The following is a 20,711-nucleotide window of genomic DNA, read 5'->3' on the forward strand; positions in this document are numbered from 1 at the left end:
CCCCGCCAGAGGCAGGGCTTTGTGCAAGGTCTGGAAAACCGGAAGGTCAGCGTGAGCCGGTAACGTCCGCATCCGCCGGGCGGACCGACGAAAGCTGCTTGCTGGCGCTAAGCTTCAGGTCGGAGATAATTTGCCCCCGGTCGCCCAGGACATGCGCGGGCATCCCGCCAACCGCGACCATCAGGCCGCCAGCGTTGCTGGTGGACAGATAAAGCTGGCCATCATGCTGCGGGCTGTAGCTTTGGCCTTCACGCAGAACACCGGACCACAGTTCGCTGCCGTCTGCATTCACCAGCCGCACCCAGGAATCTTCACGCGCTTCCAGTTTTACATCGCCTTCGGTGCTGGTGGCACTCCGGCTCGGGGCAGACGCATGCGCCGCAGGCAGGAAAAGCGAGCGGGCTTCTTCATAAACTCGCTTCTGGTTTTGGCTCTCGCTGTCAGCACTGGCCTGAGTCGCATCGGCGACCTGGACGGCCGCAGGGGCCTCCGCTTGATCTTTCTGAACGCCGGCCTGATCTTTGGCCTGAACTTCGGCGGGCTTCCGGGCATCCACCGTCAGGGTCGCGGCAACTGCTGTCGCCGGTGCAGATGACGCCGGAACCTCGGCGGTGTCCGCCTTCATGTCCGGCAACTGCGCCTTGACGGCGGCAAGCTGGGCTTTTTCTTCCGCGACTGTATCGATCGGCGCGGTCACCGTGGCCGACGTGGCAAAGCCAAGCGACGCCAGATTGCCGCCCACCAGGAACCAGCACAGCGACACACCCACAAGCCCCGCCACCGGCGAAAGCCAGCCCGGCAGACCCTTGCGCGGCGGTTCGACCGCGGCGTTGATCAAATCCATTTTGGGTTCAGAATCGGTGACCAGCCCGCTCTCTTCCTTGAAAGCCGCGACAATTTCTTCGCAGTCAAGGCCGAGCATCTTGGCATAGGCACGCACAAAACCGATAGAGAAGGCAGGCGCGGGCAAGCGGTCAAAGCGCCCTGCGTCAATATCCTTCAGGAAAGTACTCCGGACACAGATTTCCTTGGCAACCGATTGAATGCTGAGCCCCTTCGCTTCCCGCGCGGTTCTCAGCAACTCTGCAACTGACACTGTATCATTATCCATAGTCATACCGTCCCCTGCCTGATCTTCGCCTGAACAAGCAGTAACCGACGCCCCTAGGCATCAGGTCCCCATCATGGGCCGTTTTATGGGAATTTCCCCGGCCTCTCGAGCACCACAAGTTATCGAAGGAGCTACCCCGCGTTACCCAATCGCACTTGCGGAAGTGGCTCATATTTTTTGTTACAGTGTCGATTGAGCCACACATAAGTCAAAAAACATTTAATAAGCCGAGTCAAATAGAAATAATTTTTAAGGTTAAATAACCGCACTTTCCGACAAGCTATTATAGCTTAACGGCAAACATCAAACCTTGATGTTGTGATCGCGGGCGAAACTGATGAATGAGTCGCGAATCGAATGGTCCGAAGAATCCAGGTGAGCTTCGAGGAAATTGCTCAATTTATGAAGCTCGACCGTGCGCACCATCCGCTTTACCGGGCCAATGGAGGTCGGCGAAATACTGAAGCGCCGGAGGCCCAGCGCCATCAGCGCCATCGCCTCAACCGGACGGCCACCCATTTCACCGCACAGGGTGACGGGAACATCCGCCTGATGGCAGGCCTGGACGATCGAGCGCAGGAAGCGCAGGACCGGCGGCGCCAAAAGGTCATACCGGTCCGCCAGGCGCGGGTTTGACCGGTCGCACGCAAAGAAGAACTGCATCAGATCATTGGTGCCGATCGACAGGAAGTCCACTTCCTTGAGCAGCAGGTCCATCTGCCAGCTCAAGGAAGGCACCTCGAGCATACAGCCGACCTTGATCGCCTTGGGCGGTGTCCGGCCATGCAGGGTCAGGCGGTCGACTTCCTTCTGGAGGATCTTCTTGCAGCGCTTCAGTTCCGCGACCTCGGCGATCATCGGGAACATGACATGCAGGCTGCGGCCCGCGGCGGCATACAGAAGCGCGCGCAGCTGATAGCGGAGCAGCGCCGGACGGTCGAGCGCGATCCTGATCGCGCGCCAGCCCATCGCCGGGTTTTCCTCATCCTCACGCGGCAGGAACGGTACCTGTTTGTCGCCGCCGATGTCGAGCGTCCGGAACACCACCGGCCGGTCCCCTGCGGCATCAAGCGCGGCGGCATAGATTTTGGTCTGCTCCTCCACCTTCGGCAGCGCTGGCGACACCATGAACTGGAACTCGGTCCGGAACAGGCCGATCCCGTCGGCGTTGGTGCTGTCGAGGCTTGGCAGGTCAACAAGCAGACCGGCGTTCATGAACAGGGAAATTTCCTCACCGTCCAGGGTTACCGCAGGCAGGTCCCGCTCGGCGGCATACAGCGCCAGGCGCTTTTCCTGCAGCTCGACCGTGGCCCGGTAGGTTTCGATGACGTCTTCGGCCGGGCGCACATAGGCGTGACCGGTCGTGCTGTCGACAATGACCTGTTCACCCGGCTTGACGTGGGTCAGCAGCCCGGACACACGCCCCAGCACGGGGATACCCATGGCGCGGGCGATAATGGTGACGTGCGCGGTGGTGGAGCCGTCCTCAAGCACGATACCCTTCAGGTAGCCCTGGTCATAATCCATCAACTCGGCCGGACCGATCGCGCGCGCAATCAGGATCGAATCTTCCGTCAGCTTGATTTTATGGTTTTCCCGGTCACCCTGGATGATGCGGATAAGCCGGGTCGCCAGGTCTTCGAAGTCCGCGATGCGTTCCCTGAGATAGGGATCGCGGATCTTGAACATGCGGGCGCGGTTTTCCTGCTGCACCCGGTCGACCGCGGCTTCGGCGGTCAGGCCCGAGCGCACGGCATCGCGCATCTTTTCCTGCCAGCCCCGGTCATAGGCGAACATGCGGTAGGTCTCCAGAACCTCGCGGTGTTCCCCGCCATGGGCGAGATCAGGATGCTCAAGCATCTGCTCCAGCTGGCTGCGCATTTCAGTAAGCGCGTCTTCAAGGAGCGATTGTTCCGCCTCAATGTCATCCGCGACGGTGCGGGAAATCTTGACCTGCGGCTGGCGGAACACGGCAACACCGGCGCCGACACCACCCGCGAGCGGCATGCCGTCCAGCGTGATCGGCTCACCCGTTGCCGTCGATTCTTCCGTCAGTTCATCCGGGGCGACCAGTTCACCCGAGCCGACCAGTTCCGCAATCACCATCGAAATGGTCTGCAGGACCTCGACTTCTTCAGGCGAATAGCGCCGGGGTGCCACGTTCTGAACGACAAGAACGCCCGCCACCTGTCCCATCCGGAGGATCGGGACCGCGAGGAAGCTATGGTAAACTTCCTCCCCCGTTTCCGGACGATAGACGAATCGCGGATGCTGCGGGGCTTCGGAAAGATTGAGCGGGAGGCCGCGTTCGGCAACAAGGCCGACAAGGCCCTGGCCGGGCAGGAAGCGGGTCGTGTGGACAGCTTCTTCCTTCAGGCCTTCGGTGGCGAAAAGTTCCAGAATACCGCCTGCACGGGTCAGGTAGATGGAGCAAACTTCGGCGACCATGTTCTGGGCAATCACCCGCACCACGCGGTTGAGACGGTCCTGCGCGCGACCGCCGGAGGCCATCACGCTATGTAGACGTCTCAACAACAGCCGTGGCTGGCTGACATGGTCAGGCACAAAAATCCCCTCTTCTCGCCCACCGGGAATGGCGGGCAACTGTCACCTCAGTTTGCGTCGAATCCACAGGCTTCGGCCACATGATGGGCCGCCTGTTCGACGAGCTCCTGGATAATATAGGCCGTCGGTTCAACTTTTTTAACCATGCCGACACTTTGTCCCGCCATGACGGAGCCGGATTCGACATCCCCGTCGACAACGGCCCGGCGGAGAGCCCCGCCCCAGAAATGTTCGATCTGCATCTGACCGTCTTCCTGGTTCAGCTCACCGGCATGGAAACGCGCGACAACATCGCGCTGGGTTTCCATGAACTGTTCAGTGCCTTCATTCTTGAGCGCGCGCACCGGGATGACCGGGAAACGCGGGTCGATCTGAACGCTGGCGACCGCGTCACGGGCGCTGGCGCGGATGAAGGCCTTCTTGAATTTCTCGTGCGCGACGCATTCCTCGGCCACCACGAAACGGGTACCAAGCTGGGCGCCCGACGCCCCCATTTCAAGGTAGGCGGCGATGGCATCACCGCGGCCGATACCACCGGCCACGAACACCGGTACATCCCGGATAACCGGCAGGATTTCCTGCGCGAGCACACTGGTCGATACCGGGCCGATATGGCCGCCGGCTTCCATACCTTCGATCACGATAGCGTCTGCGCCCGTACGCACCAGCTTCTTGGCAAGCGCCGCGGTGGGGGCAAAACACATGAGCTTGGCGCCGAACGCCTTGACGGCGGCAATCGCGTCACCGGAGGGCAGGCCACCCGCCAGCACCACATGGCTCACCTGCTTCTCGCGGCAGACCTCAATCAGGTCCATGAGCCCGGGGTGCAGGGTGATCAGGTTGACGCCGAAAGGCTTGTCGGTGAGCGCGCGGGTCGCGTCGATTTCCGCCGCCAGGAGATCCGGGGTCATGCCGCCACAGGCGACAACGCCAAACCCACCGGCATTCGAAATGGCCGAAACCAGGTTCCGTTCCGACACCCACGTCATGGCACCGCCGAGGATAGCATAGTCACTGCCTAAAAACTCGGTACCGCGCCGCCACAATTCGTGGAGCCGTTCCAAACCCTGCTCGTTCATCTATAAAGCCCCCACTGTCACCAAATATCAGGTGCCGTTCTTATGCACCAACTGGCGCGTCAAGGCCATAGGCCGTGTGCAGTGCCCGCACTGCCAGTTCGGTATATTCCGCATCGATGATCACGCTGACCTTGATCTCCGAGGTGGAAATAACCTGGATGTTGATGCCCTTGTCCGCAAGCGTGTCAAACATGGTACGGGCAACACCGGCATGGCTGCGCATCCCGACACCGACGACCGAAACCTTGACCACATCGCCGTTGTAGACGATGTCGCGGAAACGCAGCTCTTCCTTGTTCGCTTCCAGAATCTTGACCGCACGCAGCAGGTCATCCTCCGGCACCGTGAAGGTGACATCGGTCGAATGGCCGTCCTCGGACGCCGACTGAACGATCATGTCGACGTTGATATTTTCGTCCGCAAGCGGCGCAAACAGGTGCGACACCTGGCCCGGGCGGTCTTCAAGGCCGACGACGGTAATTTTTGCTTCACCGCGGGAATATGCGATCCCGCTGACGACTTCCTGTTCCACGATCTCATCCTCACCAACAACCAGCGTGCCCGGCTTGTCCTCGAAGGAGGAAAGCACCTGCGTGCGAACGCCATATTTCATCGCGAGCGCCACGGAGCGCGTCTGCAATACCTTAGCACCGAGGGACGCCATCTCCAGCATCTCCTCATAGGTGATCTTGTCCAGTTTCCGCGCCCGGGGCACGATCCGCGGGTCGGTCGTATAAACCCCGTCCACGTCGGTATAAATATCACAGCGCTCAGCCTTCAGGGCAGCCGCCAGCGCCACCGCGGTCGTGTCCGACCCGCCACGGCCCAGCGTGGTGATGCGGTTGTCGTCCGCGATACCCTGGAAGCCCGCGACCACAGCCACACGGCCACCGGCCAGGCAAGCATCCAGCGCGTCTGTGCCGATTTCCTCAATCCGGGCGGCGCCGTGCACATCATTGGTGCGCATCGGCAGCTGCCAGCCAAGGAAGGAGCGCGCAGGCACGCCAATTTCCTGCAGGCAGATCGCGAGAAGCCCCGCCGTCACCTGCTCACCCGAGGCAACGACAGCATCATATTCGCGCGCGTCATGCAGCGGGGCGGCGTCACGGCAATAGCCGACAAGCTGGTTGGTGACACCCGCCATCGCGGAAACCACGACAACGATTTCGTCACCCTCGTTCGCCGCCTGAGCCACCCGGCGTGCGACATTCCGTATACGGTCCATGTCACCCACGGAGGTGCCGCCAAATTTCTTAACTATGCGTGCCATTTACACATCCTGGCCATCTGTACATCCTGGCCGTCAAAAATGACGCAAGCTTCTGCCCTAGTCCTTGCCCTGGAGCCCAAGCCTGCGTATTGAAGAACAGCGCGATATTGTTTACTGGCTGCCGAAGGCCCACGCAAGCGCCTAGAAGGCCAAAACACGCGCAAAAAGCTTGATCGGGACAAAAGAAATGCTGAACGAGACCGAAAAAACCGCCTCCGGCGCCACCGTCGACGAAGATGAAGTCGCCTTCTTCGCCCGCATCGCCGACAGTTGGTGGGACCCGTATGGCCCGTTCAAGCCGCTGCATCAGCTCAATCCCACGCGCCTTATGTATATCCGCCAGGAAGTCGTCCGCCATTTTGGGCTCGATGACCATGGCCTCAAGCCCTTCACCGGTCTCCGGCTTCTGGATATCGGCTGCGGGGGTGGCCTGATCTCGGAACCGATGGCCCGCCTGGGCGCCACCACGGTCAGCGTCGACGCGTCCGAAAAGAACGTCAAGGTCGCCAGCCTGCACGCCGAACAGTCCGGCCTTGAGATGGATTACCGCAACACCACCGCCGAAGCGCTGGCCGAGGCGGGCGAGAAATTCGACGTGATCATCAATATGGAAGTGGTGGAACATGTCGCGGATGTGGACGTGTATCTGGACGCCTGCCGGCGCCTCCTGAAGGACGACGGCATCATGCTGATCAGCACCATCAGCCGCACCTCGAAGGCCTATCTGTTCGCGATCGTCGGCGCCGAGCATGTGCTGCGCTGGCTGCCGGTCGGCGCGCACGACTGGAACAAGTTCCTGAAACCGGATGAGCTTTCTGCTGCTCTCGTCCGTGCGGGCTTCAAGGCAGGCGATGCCACCGGCTTCGTCTTCAATCCGTTCAGCCGGAAATGGCGACTTTCCGCCACCGACACGGCAGTCAATTACGCCATGACCGCGACGGGTAAATAAACCCGCGACAGCCCCTCCTTCAAAGACTAGATGAAAATCGCTTACGCGTCGGTTGAACGGTTGCCCGGCAACGGCAGGATATCGATACCCTCTTCGATAAGCGCCTGGGTTTCCTCGGTCGTGCTTTCACCGTAGATGCCGCGCTCATCGGCTTCGCCATAGTGGATCTTGCGGGCTTCCTCGGCGAAATTGGCACCGACATAGTCGCAGTTCTTTTCCACATGCTCGCGCATCTGGTTGACGATTTCACGGGCCTGCGCCGCCAGTTCGGCCAACCGGCCATCGCCTTCAGCATGAACCATATTCTGCATCTGGGCCGGCCTTGCCTCAGGCTGGGTGTTGCCCTTGGCGGCAACATTCGGGGCCATCGGCGCCTTGACGATCTCGGCCGAGCCGCAATAGGGGCATTCGACCACACCCGCCGCACACTGTTCCTCAAACGCGGACGAGGACCGGAACCAGGCTTCGAAGCGGTGGTTATCAGGGCACTTTAGGTCAAAGACAATCATGACGACTACAGACTTTCGAGCGTAAACGCACGGGTGTGGGTTAAGGAGGGTATGGTTTGCCGCGCTTTCGCCACGAGGTCAAGGTCGATGTTGGCAAAGGTAACGCCGGGCCCAGTAACATTCCCGGTGCCGCCATCGGCCAGAATCTCACCCCACGGGCTGACCACAAGGCTGTGGCCATAGGTTTCGCGCCCCGTGGCATGAAGCCCGCCCTGCGCCGCCGCCAGCACGAAAGACCCGGTCTCGATCGCCCGCGCGCGCAATAGCGTATGCCAGTGCGCCTCCCCCGTCTGTTTGGTGAAAGCCGCCGGGACCAGCAGGATATTGGCCCCCGCCGTCGCCAGCGCCCGGTAAAGATACGGGAAACGCAGGTCATAACAAACGCTGAGGCCCAGCGTGCCGAACGGAGTACTGAGCGTCACCGCGGTATCGCCCGCGTCATAGAGCGCGGACTCGCGGTAAGCTTCACCGTTCGCCAGCGTCACATCGAACAGATGGATTTTGTCATAGCGCGCGGCGATGTCACCGTCCGGCGCGATCACGAAGGCCCGGTTGGCGAGCCGGTCTTCCGCCACCTTGATGATCAGCGAGCCGATATGGAGCCACACCTTCAGCTCTTTGGCGAGCGCCCGGAATGCCTTGAGGCCGGGGTCGTCGCCCTCGGCGAAGGTTTTCTCCAGCACCGCTTTCCGGTTCATTTCCATCAAGTGCGTGGTTTCTGGCGTGCTGATAAAGGTCGCGCCGCCCGCCGCCGCCTCACGGATATAGCCGCTCACCACGGCGATATTATCCGCCATGATGTTGGAGGAGGTCAGCGAAATGAGCGCGGCCTTGAACATGGCTCAGCCTGCCAGAAGCGGCTTCAGACCACCCTTGCGGTCAAGCGCGTAGAGGTCATCGCAGCCGCCAATATGTTTGCCGCCAATCCAGATCTGCGGCACGGTATTGCGGCCCGCGCGTTCGCGCATCTCTGCCCGCGCCTTCGGGTTCATATCGACGACGATTTCACGGAAAGCCGCCCCACGCTCCTGTAAGAGCGCCTTGGCGCGGAAGCAGTAGGGGCAGTAATTCGAACTGTAAATCACAACATCAGCCACGGTCGGCTCCTTCATTTCTTTGCCTATTATGTAGGCGAGGACGGGCAAAAAGAAAAGAGCCCCTCAGCCCACAGGCTGTGCGACACGGGCAAAAACCAGCACACCGACGGACAGCGCCCCCGCCCGTTTGAGCACCCGCGCACAGGCCGATGTCGTCGCCCCGGTCGTCATCACGTCATCGATGAGCAGGACATGGCGGCCCTTCAGGCTTTCCTTGCCCTTCTCGGTGACGGCAAAAGCCCCGGCCATGTTGGCGGACCGTGCCTTGCGGCCCAGCGGCCCCTGGCTGGGTGTGGCCTTGCGCCGGACCAGGCTGAAACGGTCTACCTGCAGCCCCGCCTGCCGTCCAACGGCCTCCGCCAGCAACAGCGACTGGTTGAAGCGCCGCTTCAATAACCGGCGCGGATGGAGCGGCACCGGCAGGATGAGATCGACTGCGTCCCTGCCTGCGACCGCAGACGCCATCATGCGTGCGAGCACCGGCACCGCCGCCCCCTCGCCGCCGTGCTTGAGCGTGAGCACGAGCTTCTTGCCGAGATCGTCATAAAGCACGGCCGCGCGCGCCCAATCGAACCCGGGCGGGTTGGCATAGCAGGCGCCGCACAGCATACCGTCCTCCGCCTCGCCCGCGTGCTCGAACGGCAGGCCGCAGCCTTCACAAAAAGGCTGGGCAATCGGGCTGAGTGCTGGCCAGCATGTCGCGCACAGGTGACCATGGTCGTGGATTCGCTCCCCGCACGCAGCACAGCGCGGCGGCAGCAGAAAGTCCACCACAGCGCCTGCAAACCTGCTTACCGATGTTCGCCCGTCATGCATGGCCTGAGCCTACCAGCGGCCACCCTGCACGGCCAGCCGAAAGCTATTGCCGAGGGGGGAACGCTCCTGTATGGAAGCGGCCATGACCGATACGACCGATGCCATGATCCTGTTCGACGCAGCCGCCCACGCGAAGGCGGTGGCCCGCGGCCATGCGCTCGGCACGGAGGGTGAATTCCTGCGCGCCGAAGTCGCCGCCCGGCTTGAGGACAGGCTGCTGGACATCAACCGCAGCTTCGAAGCCGCGGCTGACCTCGGCGGCAATTTCGCGCCCCACAGCAGCGTGAAGGCCGCCGCCGTCGCGGTGACCGAACCGGTGCTGGACATGGAAGCCGGGTCCCATGACCTGATCGTCTCCAACCTGTGCCTTCACTGGGTCAACGACCTACCGGGTCTTCTGGTGCAGGCCAACCGCGCCCTCCGGCCGGACGGACTGTTCCTGGCCGCGCTGTTCGGCGGCGAGACGCTTCACGAACTACGCCACGCGCTGATTGCTGCCGAAGCCGAAATTACCGGCGGCGCCAACGCCCGTATCAGCCCGTTTGCCGATGTGCGGGACCTCGGCGCCCTGCTCCAGCGCGCGGGCTTCGCCCTGCCAGTCGCCGACATGGACACCATCACGGTGACCTACGCGCATCCACTCAAGCTGATGCAGGACCTGCGCGCGATGGGGGAGACCAACGCGCTGATGGACCGCAGCCGCAAATCCTTGCGCCGCGATGTGCTGATGCGGGCGTGCGAGATTTACATGGCTGAGTTCGCGGGCGATGACGGCCGTATCCCCGCCACCTTCCAGGTGCTCTATATGACCGGCTGGCACCCGCACGAAAGCCAGCAGAAACCCGCCAAACGCGGCAGCGCGACCATGAGCCTCGCTGACGCCCTCAAGCCTGGCACGCCCAAGAAGCCCTAGGGCCGTATGACCCTGAGGCGCGGCCATCGGTCACGCCATCCCTTGTCCACGAATCGGGATTCGAAAACACCCGGGTCGCACGCGAGAATCGCCTGACTGGGCCGGAGGACATGTTCCATCAGGTCGTCGAGACCGAAGGGGGCGACCACATCGAGACCACCCTGCCCGTTCAGGCGAACCGCAACCGCTGTCGCGGTTTCCGGCCAGCGGCTGAGGGCGTCAGAAAGGCCGCTATAGGGCGGGTCGCCCGCACGGTCATGCATCCGCGCCTGGTTCCTGACCTGCCAGGGTGCCAGCAGAATATTGGCGAGCGCGGCTTCATAGGCCTGCTCATCTGCTATCGGATCAGCCGCACCGGCATCAAAATAGACCACATCGACATCGCTTTCGGCTGCAACGGGCTGCGGGTCGTAAAGGCTGTCCCACACCCGATTGCGGATGAAGCCCGCGGCAATATAGGCGTGCGCGGGGCCATGGTCACGCACGGCTTCAAGCGCGCGCACGGCATCGGGGTCAGTGAGGATGAAAGATATCAGCGCAGCCGCGCTCAAAAGAAATCCCGGAGCATGGCGACGAGCGGCTCATCGGCGGGCGGCATGGGATAATCACCCAGGTCTGTAATCCGGACCCACTTGGTACGCTGGCCTTCAAGGCCCTGCACCAACCCTTCCCACTTGCGGCACAGGTAGAGCGGCATCAGGAGATGGAATGTCTCGTACGAATGGGACGCAAAGGCAAACGGCGCCAGGCACGCGGCAGTGATGTCGATCCCCAGCTCTTCCTTGCATTCACGGATGAGCGCGGCCTCGGGGATTTCGCCTGCCTCGACCTTGCCGCCCGGGAACTCCCACAGGCCAGCCATGGACTTGCCTTCCGGCCGTTCGGCGATCAGCACGCGGCCTTCGATATCGATGAGCGCAATCGCGGCGACAAGAACGGTCTTGAGGCAGGCATCCACTTTCACATTGGGTTCTGGGCAATCCATCATGGCGCCAAGGGGTAGCGGCAGTTTTAAGCAAATTCAAGCTTTAACAACTTGTTTAGCTTTGCCGCCGAGGCTGAGACTGAACAGGGCTATAAGTGTCCGCGACAGGACGCTTAAGCATAGAGAGCATGGAACCGAGCGCAGGGCAGCGTGGATAAAAGAGGCGTGAAGAAATGATCTTGGAATTGAGTAGCAGAACCATAAGCCGATTGGCCTTGGAATGGCGGTCTCTCTTCAACGACCGTTCCGGCGCGACAGCCATAGAATACGGCTTGATCATCGCGTTGATCGCCATCGGACTCATCTCCACCGTCGGCGGTCTCGGCGACCTGGTGAACCAGATGTATGGCATGATCTCAGGACGCACGAATGAAGTCGTGGCGGCCATGCCGAACAACTGATTCTCTTCGGCGGTCAGAACGTAAGAAGCCTGGGGCCGCGTACGGCCCCATCAAGGCTTATACGGCGGCTTCGCGAAGCCCTGCATCGTGCTGGACGGCCCGGCGGCGTTCCCGCTTTTCGGTCGTCGTTGCCCGGTCCGCGATGATCCGGCGCGCCCGCAACACTTCCCGCTGCATATATTTCAACTCAGCCAGCTTTTCATCGCTGTCGTCGCTATAGCGGTTAAGCGCGTCCTTCAATGCGTCTTCAAGTTCATTGAGGAACTTGAGCTGCAGATCGAGGTTGATATTCGGCATGGTCTCTCTCCGGCACTTTTTAACAGTGGGTTACCCCCACCGGAGATTATTCAAGTCCTGTGCCAGATATTTTTTCCTTAAATATCAATAAATTACGCAATGAATAACAAAAAAGGGGAAGGCAGAAGCTTCCCCTTTCTCCCTTATCTGGGAAATTTCCGCCTAGCTGCGATAGTCGGCATTGATGCGGATATAGTCGTAGGTCAGGTCACAGGTCCAGACGGTGGCCCGGCCCTCGCCAACGCCCACATCCACGCGCAGATCGATCATCTGGCCCTTCATATGCTCGGTGGCCTTTTCCTCGCTGTAGGAAGGCAGCACAGCCCCTTTGGCAGCCACCGGCTGGCCACCGATCCAGATTTGCAGCTTGTCGCGCTCAGCCTTCTCGCCAGCCTTGCCAACCGCCATCACCAGACGGCCCCAGTTGGCGTCCTCGCCCGCAATCGCGGTTTTAACCAGCGGGCTGTTGGCAACCGACATAGCAATACGGTGTGCGGCCTTGTCACTTTCCGCCCCCTCGATGGTAACGGTGACGAACTTAGTCGCGCCCTCACCGTCCCGGACGATCAGGTGGGCGAGCTCGGTCAGCACCTCCCGGAACTTGACCTTGAAATCATCGAGCCGCGGATCATTGGGGTCTCCGATCGGATCATGCCCCATGCCCGTGCCGGTCGCGACCGCGAACACGCTATCGTTCGTCGAGGTATCGCCGTCGACCGTGATGCTGTTGAAGCTGACATCGACACTGTCGCGCAGCAGTTTCTGCAGGCAGCCATAGGTGAGCGCCGCATTGGTAAAGACAAAGCCGAGCATGGTGGCCATATCGGGGGCGATCATGCCCGAGCCTTTGGCGATGCCGGAGATAACCACCGTCTTGCCGTCGATATGGGTGACCCGGCAGGCGCCTTTGGGGTAGGTATCGGTGGTCATGATCGCGTTGGCGGCATCCCGCCACAGGGCGCCGGACAGCCCGGCATGGATACGCGCCAGCGGTTTTTCGAACAGGTCGCCATTGAGCGGCACACCGATCACGCCGGTGGACGCCAGGAGAACCTCGATCGGCTCGCAGCCGACAACCTTGGCAGCCGCATCCGCCGCCTTGACCGCCGCTTTCATGCCGCGCTCACCGGTAAAGGCATTGGCGTTACCGGCATTGACGACAATCGCCCGCGCCTTGCCGCCGGTTTCCTCGAGGGCGCTTTTCGACCAGTCCACCGGGGCGGCCGGTGCCTTGGTGCGGGTGAAGGTTCCGGCGGAGACCGAGCCTTCAGCCATCACCGCCATCAGGAGATCCGGGCGTTCGCGTTTTCGGAACCCCGCATAAACCGCACCCATTTCGACACCCGGGACGGGCAGGAGATTGGGGAAACCTGCAGGAGCAAGCGGAGACACTTTAATTTCAACCATCGGACATCTACCTGATTTATATATTTGTGGCGGCCATATTGCCGTGAAGTGGGGCCCGCATCAAGAAATGCCCGCATATTTCGCCCTCATTCCGGACCGAATTATTCATGAAGTCTCTGTTAATTTACGGGTAGCTTCCCGTCACGGCTGTTGACAGACGGGTGACCTGTACTTATCTGTGCCTGAACCTTGCGCGCTCCAGCCGTGGTGCGCCGCATAATAATGTATATGTACATCTTGCCCGTTGGGATCATGGAACGCCTGGTCCGTCGGACTGATGGAAAAGGGCAGGGCCAGATAAATATGCTGGGATTTAATACACTCGCCAAGAAGATCTTCGGATCCGCCAACGAACGCTATCTGACGAAGCTGAAGCCAAAAGTGGCGGCTATCAATGCGCTCGAACCCGAATTCGAAAAGCTGAGCGACGACGCCCTCAAGGCCAAGACCCAGGAATTCCGGGACAGGCTTGCCGAAGGCGCCAAGCTTGACGACCTGCTTGTTGAAGCCTTCGCGACCGTCCGCGAAGCGTCCAAGCGGACGCTGGGGATGCGTCACTATGACGTCCAGCTTATCGGCGGCATGGTCCTCAATGACAGCTCGATCGCCGAGATGAAGACAGGTGAAGGTAAAACGCTTGTCGCAACCCTCGCCGTTTATCTGAACGCGCTGCCGGGCAAAGGCGTCCATGTCGTCACCGTGAACGACTATCTCGCCAGCCGCGACGCCGAATGGATGAGCCAGGTTTACAGCTTCCTCGGCCTGACCACCGGCATCATCGTCCCCGGCAAGACGGACGAGGAACGCCGCGAGGCCTATGCCTGCGATATTACCTACGCCACTAACAACGAACTCGGCTTCGATTACCTGCGCGACAACAGCAGCAAATACAGCTCGGACGAAATGGTCCAGCGGCCGTTCAACTATGCCATCATCGATGAGGTCGATTCGATTCTCGTGGATGAAGCCCGGACCCCGCTCATCATTTCCGGCCCGACCGAAGACAAATCCGAACTTTATATCTCCCTCGACGCCATCATCGCCCAGCTCGCGGAAGAAGATTACGAAAAGGACGAGAAGCAGAAGACCGTCTCGCTGACCGAGGACGGCACCGAGCATGTCGAACAGCTTCTCCAGGAAGCCGGCCTTATGAAATCCGGCAACCTGTACGACTATGAGAATACCGCGATCGTGCACCATGTGGACCAGGCCCTGAAGGCCCACACCATGTTCACGCGCGATATCGACTATATCGTCAAGGACAACCGGGTCATCATCATCGATGAATTTACCGGCCGGATGATGGAAGGCCGCCGCTATTCCGGCGGGCTGCACCAGGCGCTTGAAGCCAAGGAAGGCGTGGAAATCCAGCCGGAAAACCAGACGCTGGCGTCCATCACCTTCCAGAATTATTTCCGCATGTATCCGAAACTTGCGGGCATGACCGGTACGGCGCTCACCGAAGCCGAGGAATTCGGCGATATCTACAGCCTCGGCGTGGTCGAAATCCCGACCAACCTGCCGATCGCCCGTATCGACGAACATGACGAATTCTATCGGACGGCCAAGGAAAAATTCGACGCCATCCTCGTCGAGATCGAAGAAGCCGCCAAGAAGGGCCAGCCGGTCCTCGTCGGTACCGTCTCGATCGAAAAATCCGAAGTGCTGTCCGAGTTTCTCAAGAAGAAGAAGATCAAGCACCAGGTGCTGAACGCCCGCCACCACGAGCAGGAAGCCTATATCGTGGCGCAGGCCGGCCGTCTTGGCGCTGTCACCATCGCCACCAACATGGCGGGCCGTGGGACCGACATCCAGCTCGGCGGTAACGTCGAGATGCGGATCGAGGCAGAATGCGCGGGCATCGAGGACGAAGCCAAGCGCGCTGAAATGATCGAGCGCATCAAGGCCGAGGTCAAGGTCGAAAAGCAGAAGGTTATCGACGCGGGCGGCCTGTATATCATGGCGACCGAACGCCACGAAAGCCGCCGTATTGACAACCAGCTCCGGGGCCGTTCCGGCCGTCAGGGTGACCCGGGCCGGTCGAAATTCTTCCTGTCGCTTCAGGATGACCTGATGCGCATCTTCGGGCCTGAGCGCATGGACAGCATGCTTGTCCGCCTCGGCATCGAAGAAGGCGAAGCCATCATCCACCCCTGGATCAACAAGGCCATCGAAAAGGCCCAGCAGAAGGTGGAAGCGCGCAACTATGATATCCGGAAAAACCTGGTCAAGTTCGACGATGTCATGAACGACCAGCGCCGGGTTATCTACGAACAGCGCCGCGAAATCATGGATTCGGACAATGTCCATGAAACCATCGCCGACATGCGTGCCGACGTGGCTGCCCATATCATCGAGACCCGCATTCCGCCGAAATCCTACCCTGAACAGTGGGATATCGAAGGCCTCGGCGAGGATATCCGTCGCGTCTTCGGCATCGACCTGCCGGTCCAGGAATGGGCTGACGAAGAAGGCGTGGACGATACCGGCTTTCTTGAGCGGCTGGAAGAAAGCGTCAATGCCCTCGCGGAGGAAAAACGCCTGCGCTATGGCCCCGACTTCTGGGATCACATCGAGAAGAACTTCCTTCTGCAGGTGGTGGACCAGGAATGGAAGGATCACCTCCAGTATCTGGACCATCTGCGCCAGAGCGTGGGTCTCAGGGCTTACGGCCAGCGCGACCCGCTCAATGAATATAAAACCGAGGCTTTTTCGCTCTTCGAAGCGATGCTGTACCACACGCGCGAAAGCATTGTGCAGCTCCTGAGCCGCGTTGAGCTCCAGACCGAGATCGATCCGGATGACCTGGCACCGAAAGCGCCGGATGCGATCATTGAGCAGCATATCGACCCGACGACCGGCGAGAACGAAGCCGGGATCGACCCGAACGACACCTCAAGCTGGGGCAATGTTCCGAGGAATGCGCCCTGCCCGTGTGGGTCTGGCAAGAAATACAAGCATTGCCACGGCGACATGGCCTCATCCCAGCATGGCGCCCTGTTGGCGGCACAGGCCACCAACCCCTTCTCGGGCGTCGGCCGCAATGACCCGTGCCCGTGCGGCTCCGGCAAGAAATTCAAACATTGCCACGGGGCCCTTTGAGGCCCTCCCCCGCAGATGACCGGGCCGGAACGGGTACAGAAAGCACTTGATGACGCCGGGCTAAAGGCCCGGGTCGAAAAGATGCCGGATAGTACCCGCACGGCGGCTGAAGCCGCTTCAGCCGTCGGCTGCACCCTCGGCCAGATCGCCAAATCCCTGATCTTCCGCGCGAAGGCCACAGACGCGCCCATCCTCGCCATCGTCTCGGGCGATAACCGGCTCGATACCAAAAAACTGGAAGCCCTGATCGGGGAGCCCGTGGGCAAGGCCGATGCCGATTTCGTCCGCGCCCGCACGGGCTACGCCATCGGCGGTATACCGCCCCTCGGCCACAGTGAAAAGCTCCGCGTTTTCTTCGATGAGGACCTGTTCCGGTTCGCGGAAATCTGGGCCGCCGCCGGGCATCCGCACTGTGTCTTCAAAACCGACCCCACGGCCTTGATGGCCGCAGCAGGCGCCGTCCGCGCCAACCTGAAAAGCTGACCGGCGGCCCCACCAAAATAAAGCATGGCGAAAATGCGTCCGCCCGCTGAATAGGATATTAACGGGCCTATCAGGCTTGTGTAACGTGCCCCTCCATAAGGTGTAATCACCAACGACAGCAAAGCGACGGAGGAGGACAGTTATGAGCACCAACACAGCGATAAGAAGCACCATCACCGGGCTTGCCCTCGCCCTTGGCGGCCTTGGCAGCCAGGCAGCAACCGCAGACGTGGTCGTCGCGGCCCGGCCTATCCCCTATGACGGCCCTGCTTTCCGCGCCCAGCATCCGATCCGGGTCTATGTCGCGGTCGACACCGATACGCGCCGCGGTGAAGATATCCACTTCGACCGGATCGCGCTCGATACCCTGACCCGCCAGTTGCCGCCCTATGTGCGGCTGGTTGACAGGCCCTATAAATCCGACCTGATGATTGTCGCCGACCAGACAGACTATGACCTGGACTTCCGTGTCACGGACCGGGACCGGTTGGTTGAGCCTTACAACAGGCGCGCCCACTATGTCCGCGGCCGCTGCCACCGCTTCGACCAGGCTTATTACACCCGGACCCATGAAGAAGGCCGTGCCATGGCCCATTACAATCTGGAAATCCGGATGCGCCATTTCGGCCGCGATATCGACCAGGTCCGGCTTGGCACCAACCATGGCTACAGCTATGCCACGCACCTCAAGGCCACAACCAATTGCGGCTTTATCGAAACCAGCCACGCCCCAAACGAAAGGGTGCGGGACCTCCTGTCGAAAGGCGGCCAACGGTACCGTGTCGCTGTTGCCCATCAAATCCGGGAGGCTGCCGCCCGTGATCTCGGTAATATGCTGGCCGGGAAGGTCCGCCAGCTGAGCGACCAATATTATGACGGGCTCGCCGGTGCTGTCCGCTACCAGGTCGAGCTGCGTCCGGGCCGGTACTGGCGCTACCAGAACCGTCCAGGCTGGGTTGTCCGCTGGCAACATGCCGACCGCGATGACTGGTACGACCGCTGGGAAGACCGGCATCATCGCCGTCACCGCTAATTCGCTAACCGGTGCCTGCCCATCCTCGCGGGCGGGACACCGGCCCCACCAGCCTCCCCAAGGATAAGCTGGCCCTCAAGCGCCCGGCGCGGCATGGCCCACCGGGCGTCTTTTTGTCGGAGATACGCCTAGAGCGCGTGCACCGCCAGCTTCCAGGCACCGAGGATGCCTGCCCGCTGGCCAAGGGCGGGCGGCACGACATAGGTCTCGAAATCTGCGGCCGTTTGCAGGTGCGGCAGATAGCCCGCAAGCTTTTCCTTAAGCGCCGTGCGGACCCGCGGAAACAGATGGTCCTGCTGCATCACCCCACCGCCGAGGATGATCCGCTCGGGCGACAGGATAAGTGACAGGGTCGCGCACAGGGTGGCGAGATAGTCGGCTTCTATTCCCCACGCGGGATGCTCAGGCGGCAGCAATTGGCCAGGCGTCCCCCACCGGGCCGCAAGGGCGGGACCCGCTGCAAGGCCTTCCAGGCAGGCCCCACCGTGGAAGCGGCAGCTCCCGTCGAAAGCCATATCCTCCGTGTGCCGGGGGACGAGCATATGGCCAAGTTCCGGGTGCATGGCCCCGTGGACAATGTGCCCCCCTGCCATCACGCTGCCGCCGATGCCGGTGCCGATGGTGACATAGGCGATATCCCTAAGGCCCTTGCCGGCGCCAAGCGCCGCCTCGCCCAATAGCGCGCAATTCACGTCCGTGTCGAACAGGACAGGACAGTCGAGCGCATCGATGAGGGGGCGTGCCACAGACGTGCCGCTCCAGCCCGGTTTTGGCGTCGCGGTGATATGCCCCCAGGTCGGAGACTCTTTATTGAGGTCCACAGGGCCGAAACACCCAACCCCAAGCGCCGTGAGCGGCCGTGTGGCCGCGTGGTCCCGGAAGAACCCGGCAACCGCCCCCAGCGTCCTGTCTGGCGCTTCGGTCGGGAACGTCGCTTCCTCAAGGACAGAACCATCCTCGGTGCATAAGGCGCAAACAAACTTGGTGCCGCCGCCTTCGACCGCACCGAACAGCTTAGGCTCACTCACGGCCATACTGGTCTTCAAGGCGTTCGATGTCCGATTCGCGGAGCTCATCCCCCACCTGCACCTCGATGAAGACGAGCATGTCGTCACCGACATTGGCGATCCGGTGCACGGCTTCCTGCGGGATATAGACGGCATCCTTGGCACCTAGGCGGGAGACTTGGCCGTCCACGGTTACCTCCGCGGTGCCCTGCACGATCACCCAATGCTCGGCCCGGTGTTCATGCTTCTGGAGGGACAGGGTATGCCCGGGCGCGACTTCGATCTGCTTGACCGCATAGCCGTCCCCCGCCGCCGTAACCGCCCAGCTGCCCCAGGGGCGCTTGTCGCTGTCACCTGCATGATACTCATTTACCTGTGTCATGGCGTCTGTTCCCGTGTTCCTAATGCTTACTGTACCGGCCGGACGAGGATGGCCCTGAAATCATTGACGTTGGTGCGCGTGGGGCCGGTGACGACCAGGTCACCCAGCGCCTTAAAGAAGGCGTAGCTGCGATTTTCCTTCAGATGATCCTCGGCGCTCAGCCCCATCTCATCGGCTCGGGCGAGTGTGCTGGGGCTGACGTAAGCGCCCGCCGCATCCTCACTGCCGTCGATACCATCGGTGTCGCACGCGAGCGCGTGGATACCCTCAGCGCCCTTCAAGGCACAGGCGAGACCGAGGGCATATTCCATGTTGCGGCCGCCGCAGCCGTCCGGGTTGCGGACTTCCACGGTGGTTTCCCCGCCCGACAGGATCAGCGTCGGCAGGCCACTGGCCTGCGCCTCCAGCGCCATGCGGGCGTGGGCACGGCCGAGGTCTGCCGCCATGCCTTCAAGGTCCGGCCCCAGGTCGATGACCCGGAGGCCTTGACGCTCGGCCCGGTTGCGGGCGGCGGCGAGCGCATCACCCGCGGACGCGACCAGGTCGGTGTGCCAACCCGCCCGCGCATGCTTGACCGTTTCATTGGCAGGATCAGCAAGGATTTCGAGAACCGGCGAGCCTTCGGGCGCGCCGTATTTGGCGATGATAGCGCTGGCATCCTTAAGCGTTGTGCCGTCGGCAATCGTCGGGCCGGAGCCAACATCGGCGAGACTATCACCGGGCACGTCGGAGATGACATAGGTCACCACTTCGGCGTCGCCCGCGGCCTGAGCCAAGCGCCCGCCCTTGATGGCCGAGACATGCTTGCGTACGCAGTTGATCTCACTGATCGTGGCACCCGAATGCAGCAGATGCTTCATCAGCGCCTGCTTTTCCGCAAAGCTGAAACCCGGCGCAGGCAGCGACAGCACGGAGGAACCACCGCCTGAGGCCAGGAAAATCAGCCTGTCTTCGGCCTTTAGCGTGCCCGCGAGCGCGAGCATCCGGCGCGCGGCCTGCTGGCTCATGTCATCGGGGACCGGGTGCGCGGCCTCCAGCACCTCAATGCCGTGGATCAGGCCGGGTACACCGTGACCGTAGCGCGTGACCACAAGGCCAGAAATGTCGCCGGTCACCGTATCGGCAACCGTGGCAGCCATCGCGGCTGCGGCTTTGCCTGCCCCAAGGACAAGCGTTTTGCCTGCAGGCGCCAGCGTCCGCAGGTGCGACGGCAGGCAGGTCGCCGCCTGAACCCGGCACACGGCGGTGTCGAACAGTTCCATGAGCAGGATGCGGGCGTTATGGTCGTCTAAGGGCGCCATGACG

21 protein-coding genes are annotated in these 20,711 nt (G+C 61.5%); 6 read left to right on the plus strand and 15 right to left on the minus strand.

Going from position 1 to position 20,711, the window contains the following annotated elements:
• Positions 1 to 46: 46 nt before the first annotated feature.
• From K6118_RS15270 to K6118_RS15285, 4 genes are all read right to left on the minus strand, one after another.
• Positions 47 to 1,117, minus strand: coding sequence for a helix-turn-helix domain-containing protein (locus tag K6118_RS15270; RefSeq protein WP_247121355.1), 1,071 nt, complete (start codon positions 1,115 to 1,117; stop codon positions 47 to 49).
• Positions 1,118 to 1,414: 297 nt separating this feature from the next.
• Positions 1,415 to 3,622 (minus strand): phosphoenolpyruvate--protein phosphotransferase, encoded by a 2,208-nt coding sequence (ptsP, locus tag K6118_RS15275; protein WP_281500860.1) that lies wholly within the window; start codon positions 3,620 to 3,622, stop codon positions 1,415 to 1,417.
• 101 nt (positions 3,623 to 3,723) lie between these two features.
• Positions 3,724 to 4,755, minus strand: a complete 1,032-nt coding sequence (locus K6118_RS15280) for an NAD(P)H-dependent flavin oxidoreductase (RefSeq protein WP_247121357.1) — start codon at positions 4,753 to 4,755, stop codon at positions 3,724 to 3,726.
• Positions 4,756 to 4,795: 40 nt separating this feature from the next.
• The gene (locus K6118_RS15285) at positions 4,796 to 6,025 is read right to left on the minus strand and encodes an aspartate kinase (RefSeq protein WP_247121358.1); all 1,230 of its coding nucleotides are present in this window, start codon (positions 6,023 to 6,025) and stop codon (positions 4,796 to 4,798) included.
• A gap of 187 nt (positions 6,026 to 6,212) precedes the next feature.
• Between K6118_RS15285 and ubiG the strand changes: the two genes are divergently transcribed.
• A complete protein-coding gene (gene ubiG, locus K6118_RS15290; RefSeq protein WP_247121359.1) occupies positions 6,213 to 6,974 on the plus strand; it encodes a bifunctional 2-polyprenyl-6-hydroxyphenol methylase/3-demethylubiquinol 3-O-methyltransferase UbiG in 762 nt (253 codons plus the stop codon).
• Between the two features lie 41 nt (positions 6,975 to 7,015).
• On the opposite strand, the gene K6118_RS15295 is transcribed toward ubiG, so the two are convergent.
• The 4 genes from K6118_RS15295 to K6118_RS15310 form a co-directional block, all read right to left on the minus strand.
• Positions 7,016 to 7,483: a DUF1178 family protein gene (locus K6118_RS15295; RefSeq protein WP_247121360.1), complete on the minus strand. Its 468-nt coding sequence runs from the start codon at positions 7,481 to 7,483 to the stop codon at positions 7,016 to 7,018.
• Between the two features lie 5 nt (positions 7,484 to 7,488).
• A complete protein-coding gene (locus K6118_RS15300) occupies positions 7,489 to 8,322 on the minus strand; it encodes a carbon-nitrogen hydrolase family protein (RefSeq protein WP_247121361.1) in 834 nt (277 codons plus the stop codon).
• Positions 8,323 to 8,325: 3 nt separating this feature from the next.
• Positions 8,326 to 8,580 (minus strand): glutaredoxin 3, encoded by a 255-nt coding sequence (grxC, locus tag K6118_RS15305; protein WP_247121362.1) that lies wholly within the window; start codon positions 8,578 to 8,580, stop codon positions 8,326 to 8,328.
• 63 nt (positions 8,581 to 8,643) lie between these two features.
• Entirely contained in the window at positions 8,644 to 9,354 is a 711-nt protein-coding gene (locus K6118_RS15310) for a double zinc ribbon domain-containing protein (RefSeq protein ID WP_247121363.1), read from the minus strand.
• Between the two features lie 124 nt (positions 9,355 to 9,478).
• Here K6118_RS15310 and K6118_RS15315 point away from each other — a divergent pair, with 124 nt between their 5' ends.
• Positions 9,479 to 10,309: a methyltransferase domain-containing protein gene (locus tag K6118_RS15315; RefSeq protein ID WP_247121364.1), complete on the plus strand. Its 831-nt coding sequence runs from the start codon at positions 9,479 to 9,481 to the stop codon at positions 10,307 to 10,309.
• Here K6118_RS15315 and K6118_RS15320 read toward each other — a convergent pair.
• On the minus strand, positions 10,306 to 10,860 hold the full coding sequence (locus K6118_RS15320; protein WP_247121365.1) for a nucleotidyltransferase family protein: 555 nt from the start codon (positions 10,858 to 10,860) through the stop codon (positions 10,306 to 10,308). The two genes, K6118_RS15315 and K6118_RS15320, sit on opposite strands and share 4 nt — an antisense overlap.
• Positions 10,857 to 11,294, minus strand: coding sequence for an 8-oxo-dGTP diphosphatase MutT (mutT, locus tag K6118_RS15325; protein WP_281500861.1), 438 nt, complete (start codon positions 11,292 to 11,294; stop codon positions 10,857 to 10,859). The genes K6118_RS15320 and mutT overlap by 4 nt, the downstream gene beginning before the upstream one ends.
• 173 nt (positions 11,295 to 11,467) lie before the next feature.
• Here mutT and K6118_RS15330 point away from each other — a divergent pair, with 173 nt between their 5' ends.
• Positions 11,468 to 11,695 (plus strand): Flp family type IVb pilin, encoded by a 228-nt coding sequence (locus K6118_RS15330; protein WP_247121367.1) that lies wholly within the window; start codon positions 11,468 to 11,470, stop codon positions 11,693 to 11,695.
• 57 nt (positions 11,696 to 11,752) lie between these two features.
• Here K6118_RS15330 and K6118_RS15335 read toward each other — a convergent pair whose 3' ends face one another.
• Both K6118_RS15335 and argJ read right to left on the minus strand, forming a co-directional pair.
• Positions 11,753 to 11,992, minus strand: a complete 240-nt coding sequence (locus K6118_RS15335; RefSeq protein WP_247121368.1) for a hypothetical protein — start codon at positions 11,990 to 11,992, stop codon at positions 11,753 to 11,755.
• A 162-nt stretch (positions 11,993 to 12,154) separates the two neighbouring features.
• Positions 12,155 to 13,399, minus strand: a complete 1,245-nt coding sequence (argJ, locus tag K6118_RS15340; RefSeq protein WP_247121369.1) for a bifunctional glutamate N-acetyltransferase/amino-acid acetyltransferase ArgJ — start codon at positions 13,397 to 13,399, stop codon at positions 12,155 to 12,157.
• Between the two features lie 303 nt (positions 13,400 to 13,702).
• On the opposite strand from argJ, the gene secA reads away from it, so the two are divergent.
• The 3 genes from secA (at position 13,703) to K6118_RS15355 (ending at position 18,017) form a co-directional block, all read left to right on the plus strand.
• Positions 13,703 to 16,501, plus strand: a complete 2,799-nt coding sequence (gene secA / locus K6118_RS15345; RefSeq protein WP_247121370.1) for a preprotein translocase subunit SecA — start codon at positions 13,703 to 13,705, stop codon at positions 16,499 to 16,501.
• A gap of 15 nt (positions 16,502 to 16,516) precedes the next feature.
• On the plus strand, positions 16,517 to 16,984 hold the full coding sequence (locus K6118_RS15350) for a YbaK/EbsC family protein (RefSeq protein WP_247121371.1): 468 nt from the start codon (positions 16,517 to 16,519) through the stop codon (positions 16,982 to 16,984).
• Between the two features lie 142 nt (positions 16,985 to 17,126).
• Entirely contained in the window at positions 17,127 to 18,017 is an 891-nt protein-coding gene (locus tag K6118_RS15355; RefSeq protein ID WP_247121372.1) for a hypothetical protein, read from the plus strand.
• A 128-nt stretch (positions 18,018 to 18,145) separates the two neighbouring features.
• On the opposite strand, the gene K6118_RS15360 is transcribed toward K6118_RS15355, so the two are convergent.
• From K6118_RS15360 to K6118_RS15370, 3 genes are read right to left on the minus strand one after another with little or no spacing between them, the layout of a single operon-like run.
• Positions 18,146 to 19,045, minus strand: coding sequence for an ROK family protein (locus tag K6118_RS15360; RefSeq protein ID WP_247121373.1), 900 nt, complete (start codon positions 19,043 to 19,045; stop codon positions 18,146 to 18,148).
• Positions 19,038 to 19,406 carry a phosphomannose isomerase type II C-terminal cupin domain gene (locus K6118_RS15365; RefSeq protein WP_247121374.1) on the minus strand — a complete coding sequence of 123 codons (369 nt, stop codon included), beginning with the start codon at positions 19,404 to 19,406 and terminating at the stop codon, positions 19,038 to 19,040. Before K6118_RS15365 ends, K6118_RS15360 begins: the two co-directional genes overlap by 8 nt.
• Before the next feature lie 26 nt (positions 19,407 to 19,432).
• Positions 19,433 to 20,707 (minus strand): glycerate kinase type-2 family protein, encoded by a 1,275-nt coding sequence (locus tag K6118_RS15370; protein WP_247121375.1) that lies wholly within the window; start codon positions 20,705 to 20,707, stop codon positions 19,433 to 19,435.
• Positions 20,708 to 20,711 lie beyond the last annotated feature (4 nt).

The organism is Kordiimonas marina (assembly GCF_023006325.1).
Classification (GTDB): domain Bacteria; phylum Pseudomonadota; class Alphaproteobacteria; order Sphingomonadales; family Kordiimonadaceae; genus Kordiimonas; species Kordiimonas marina.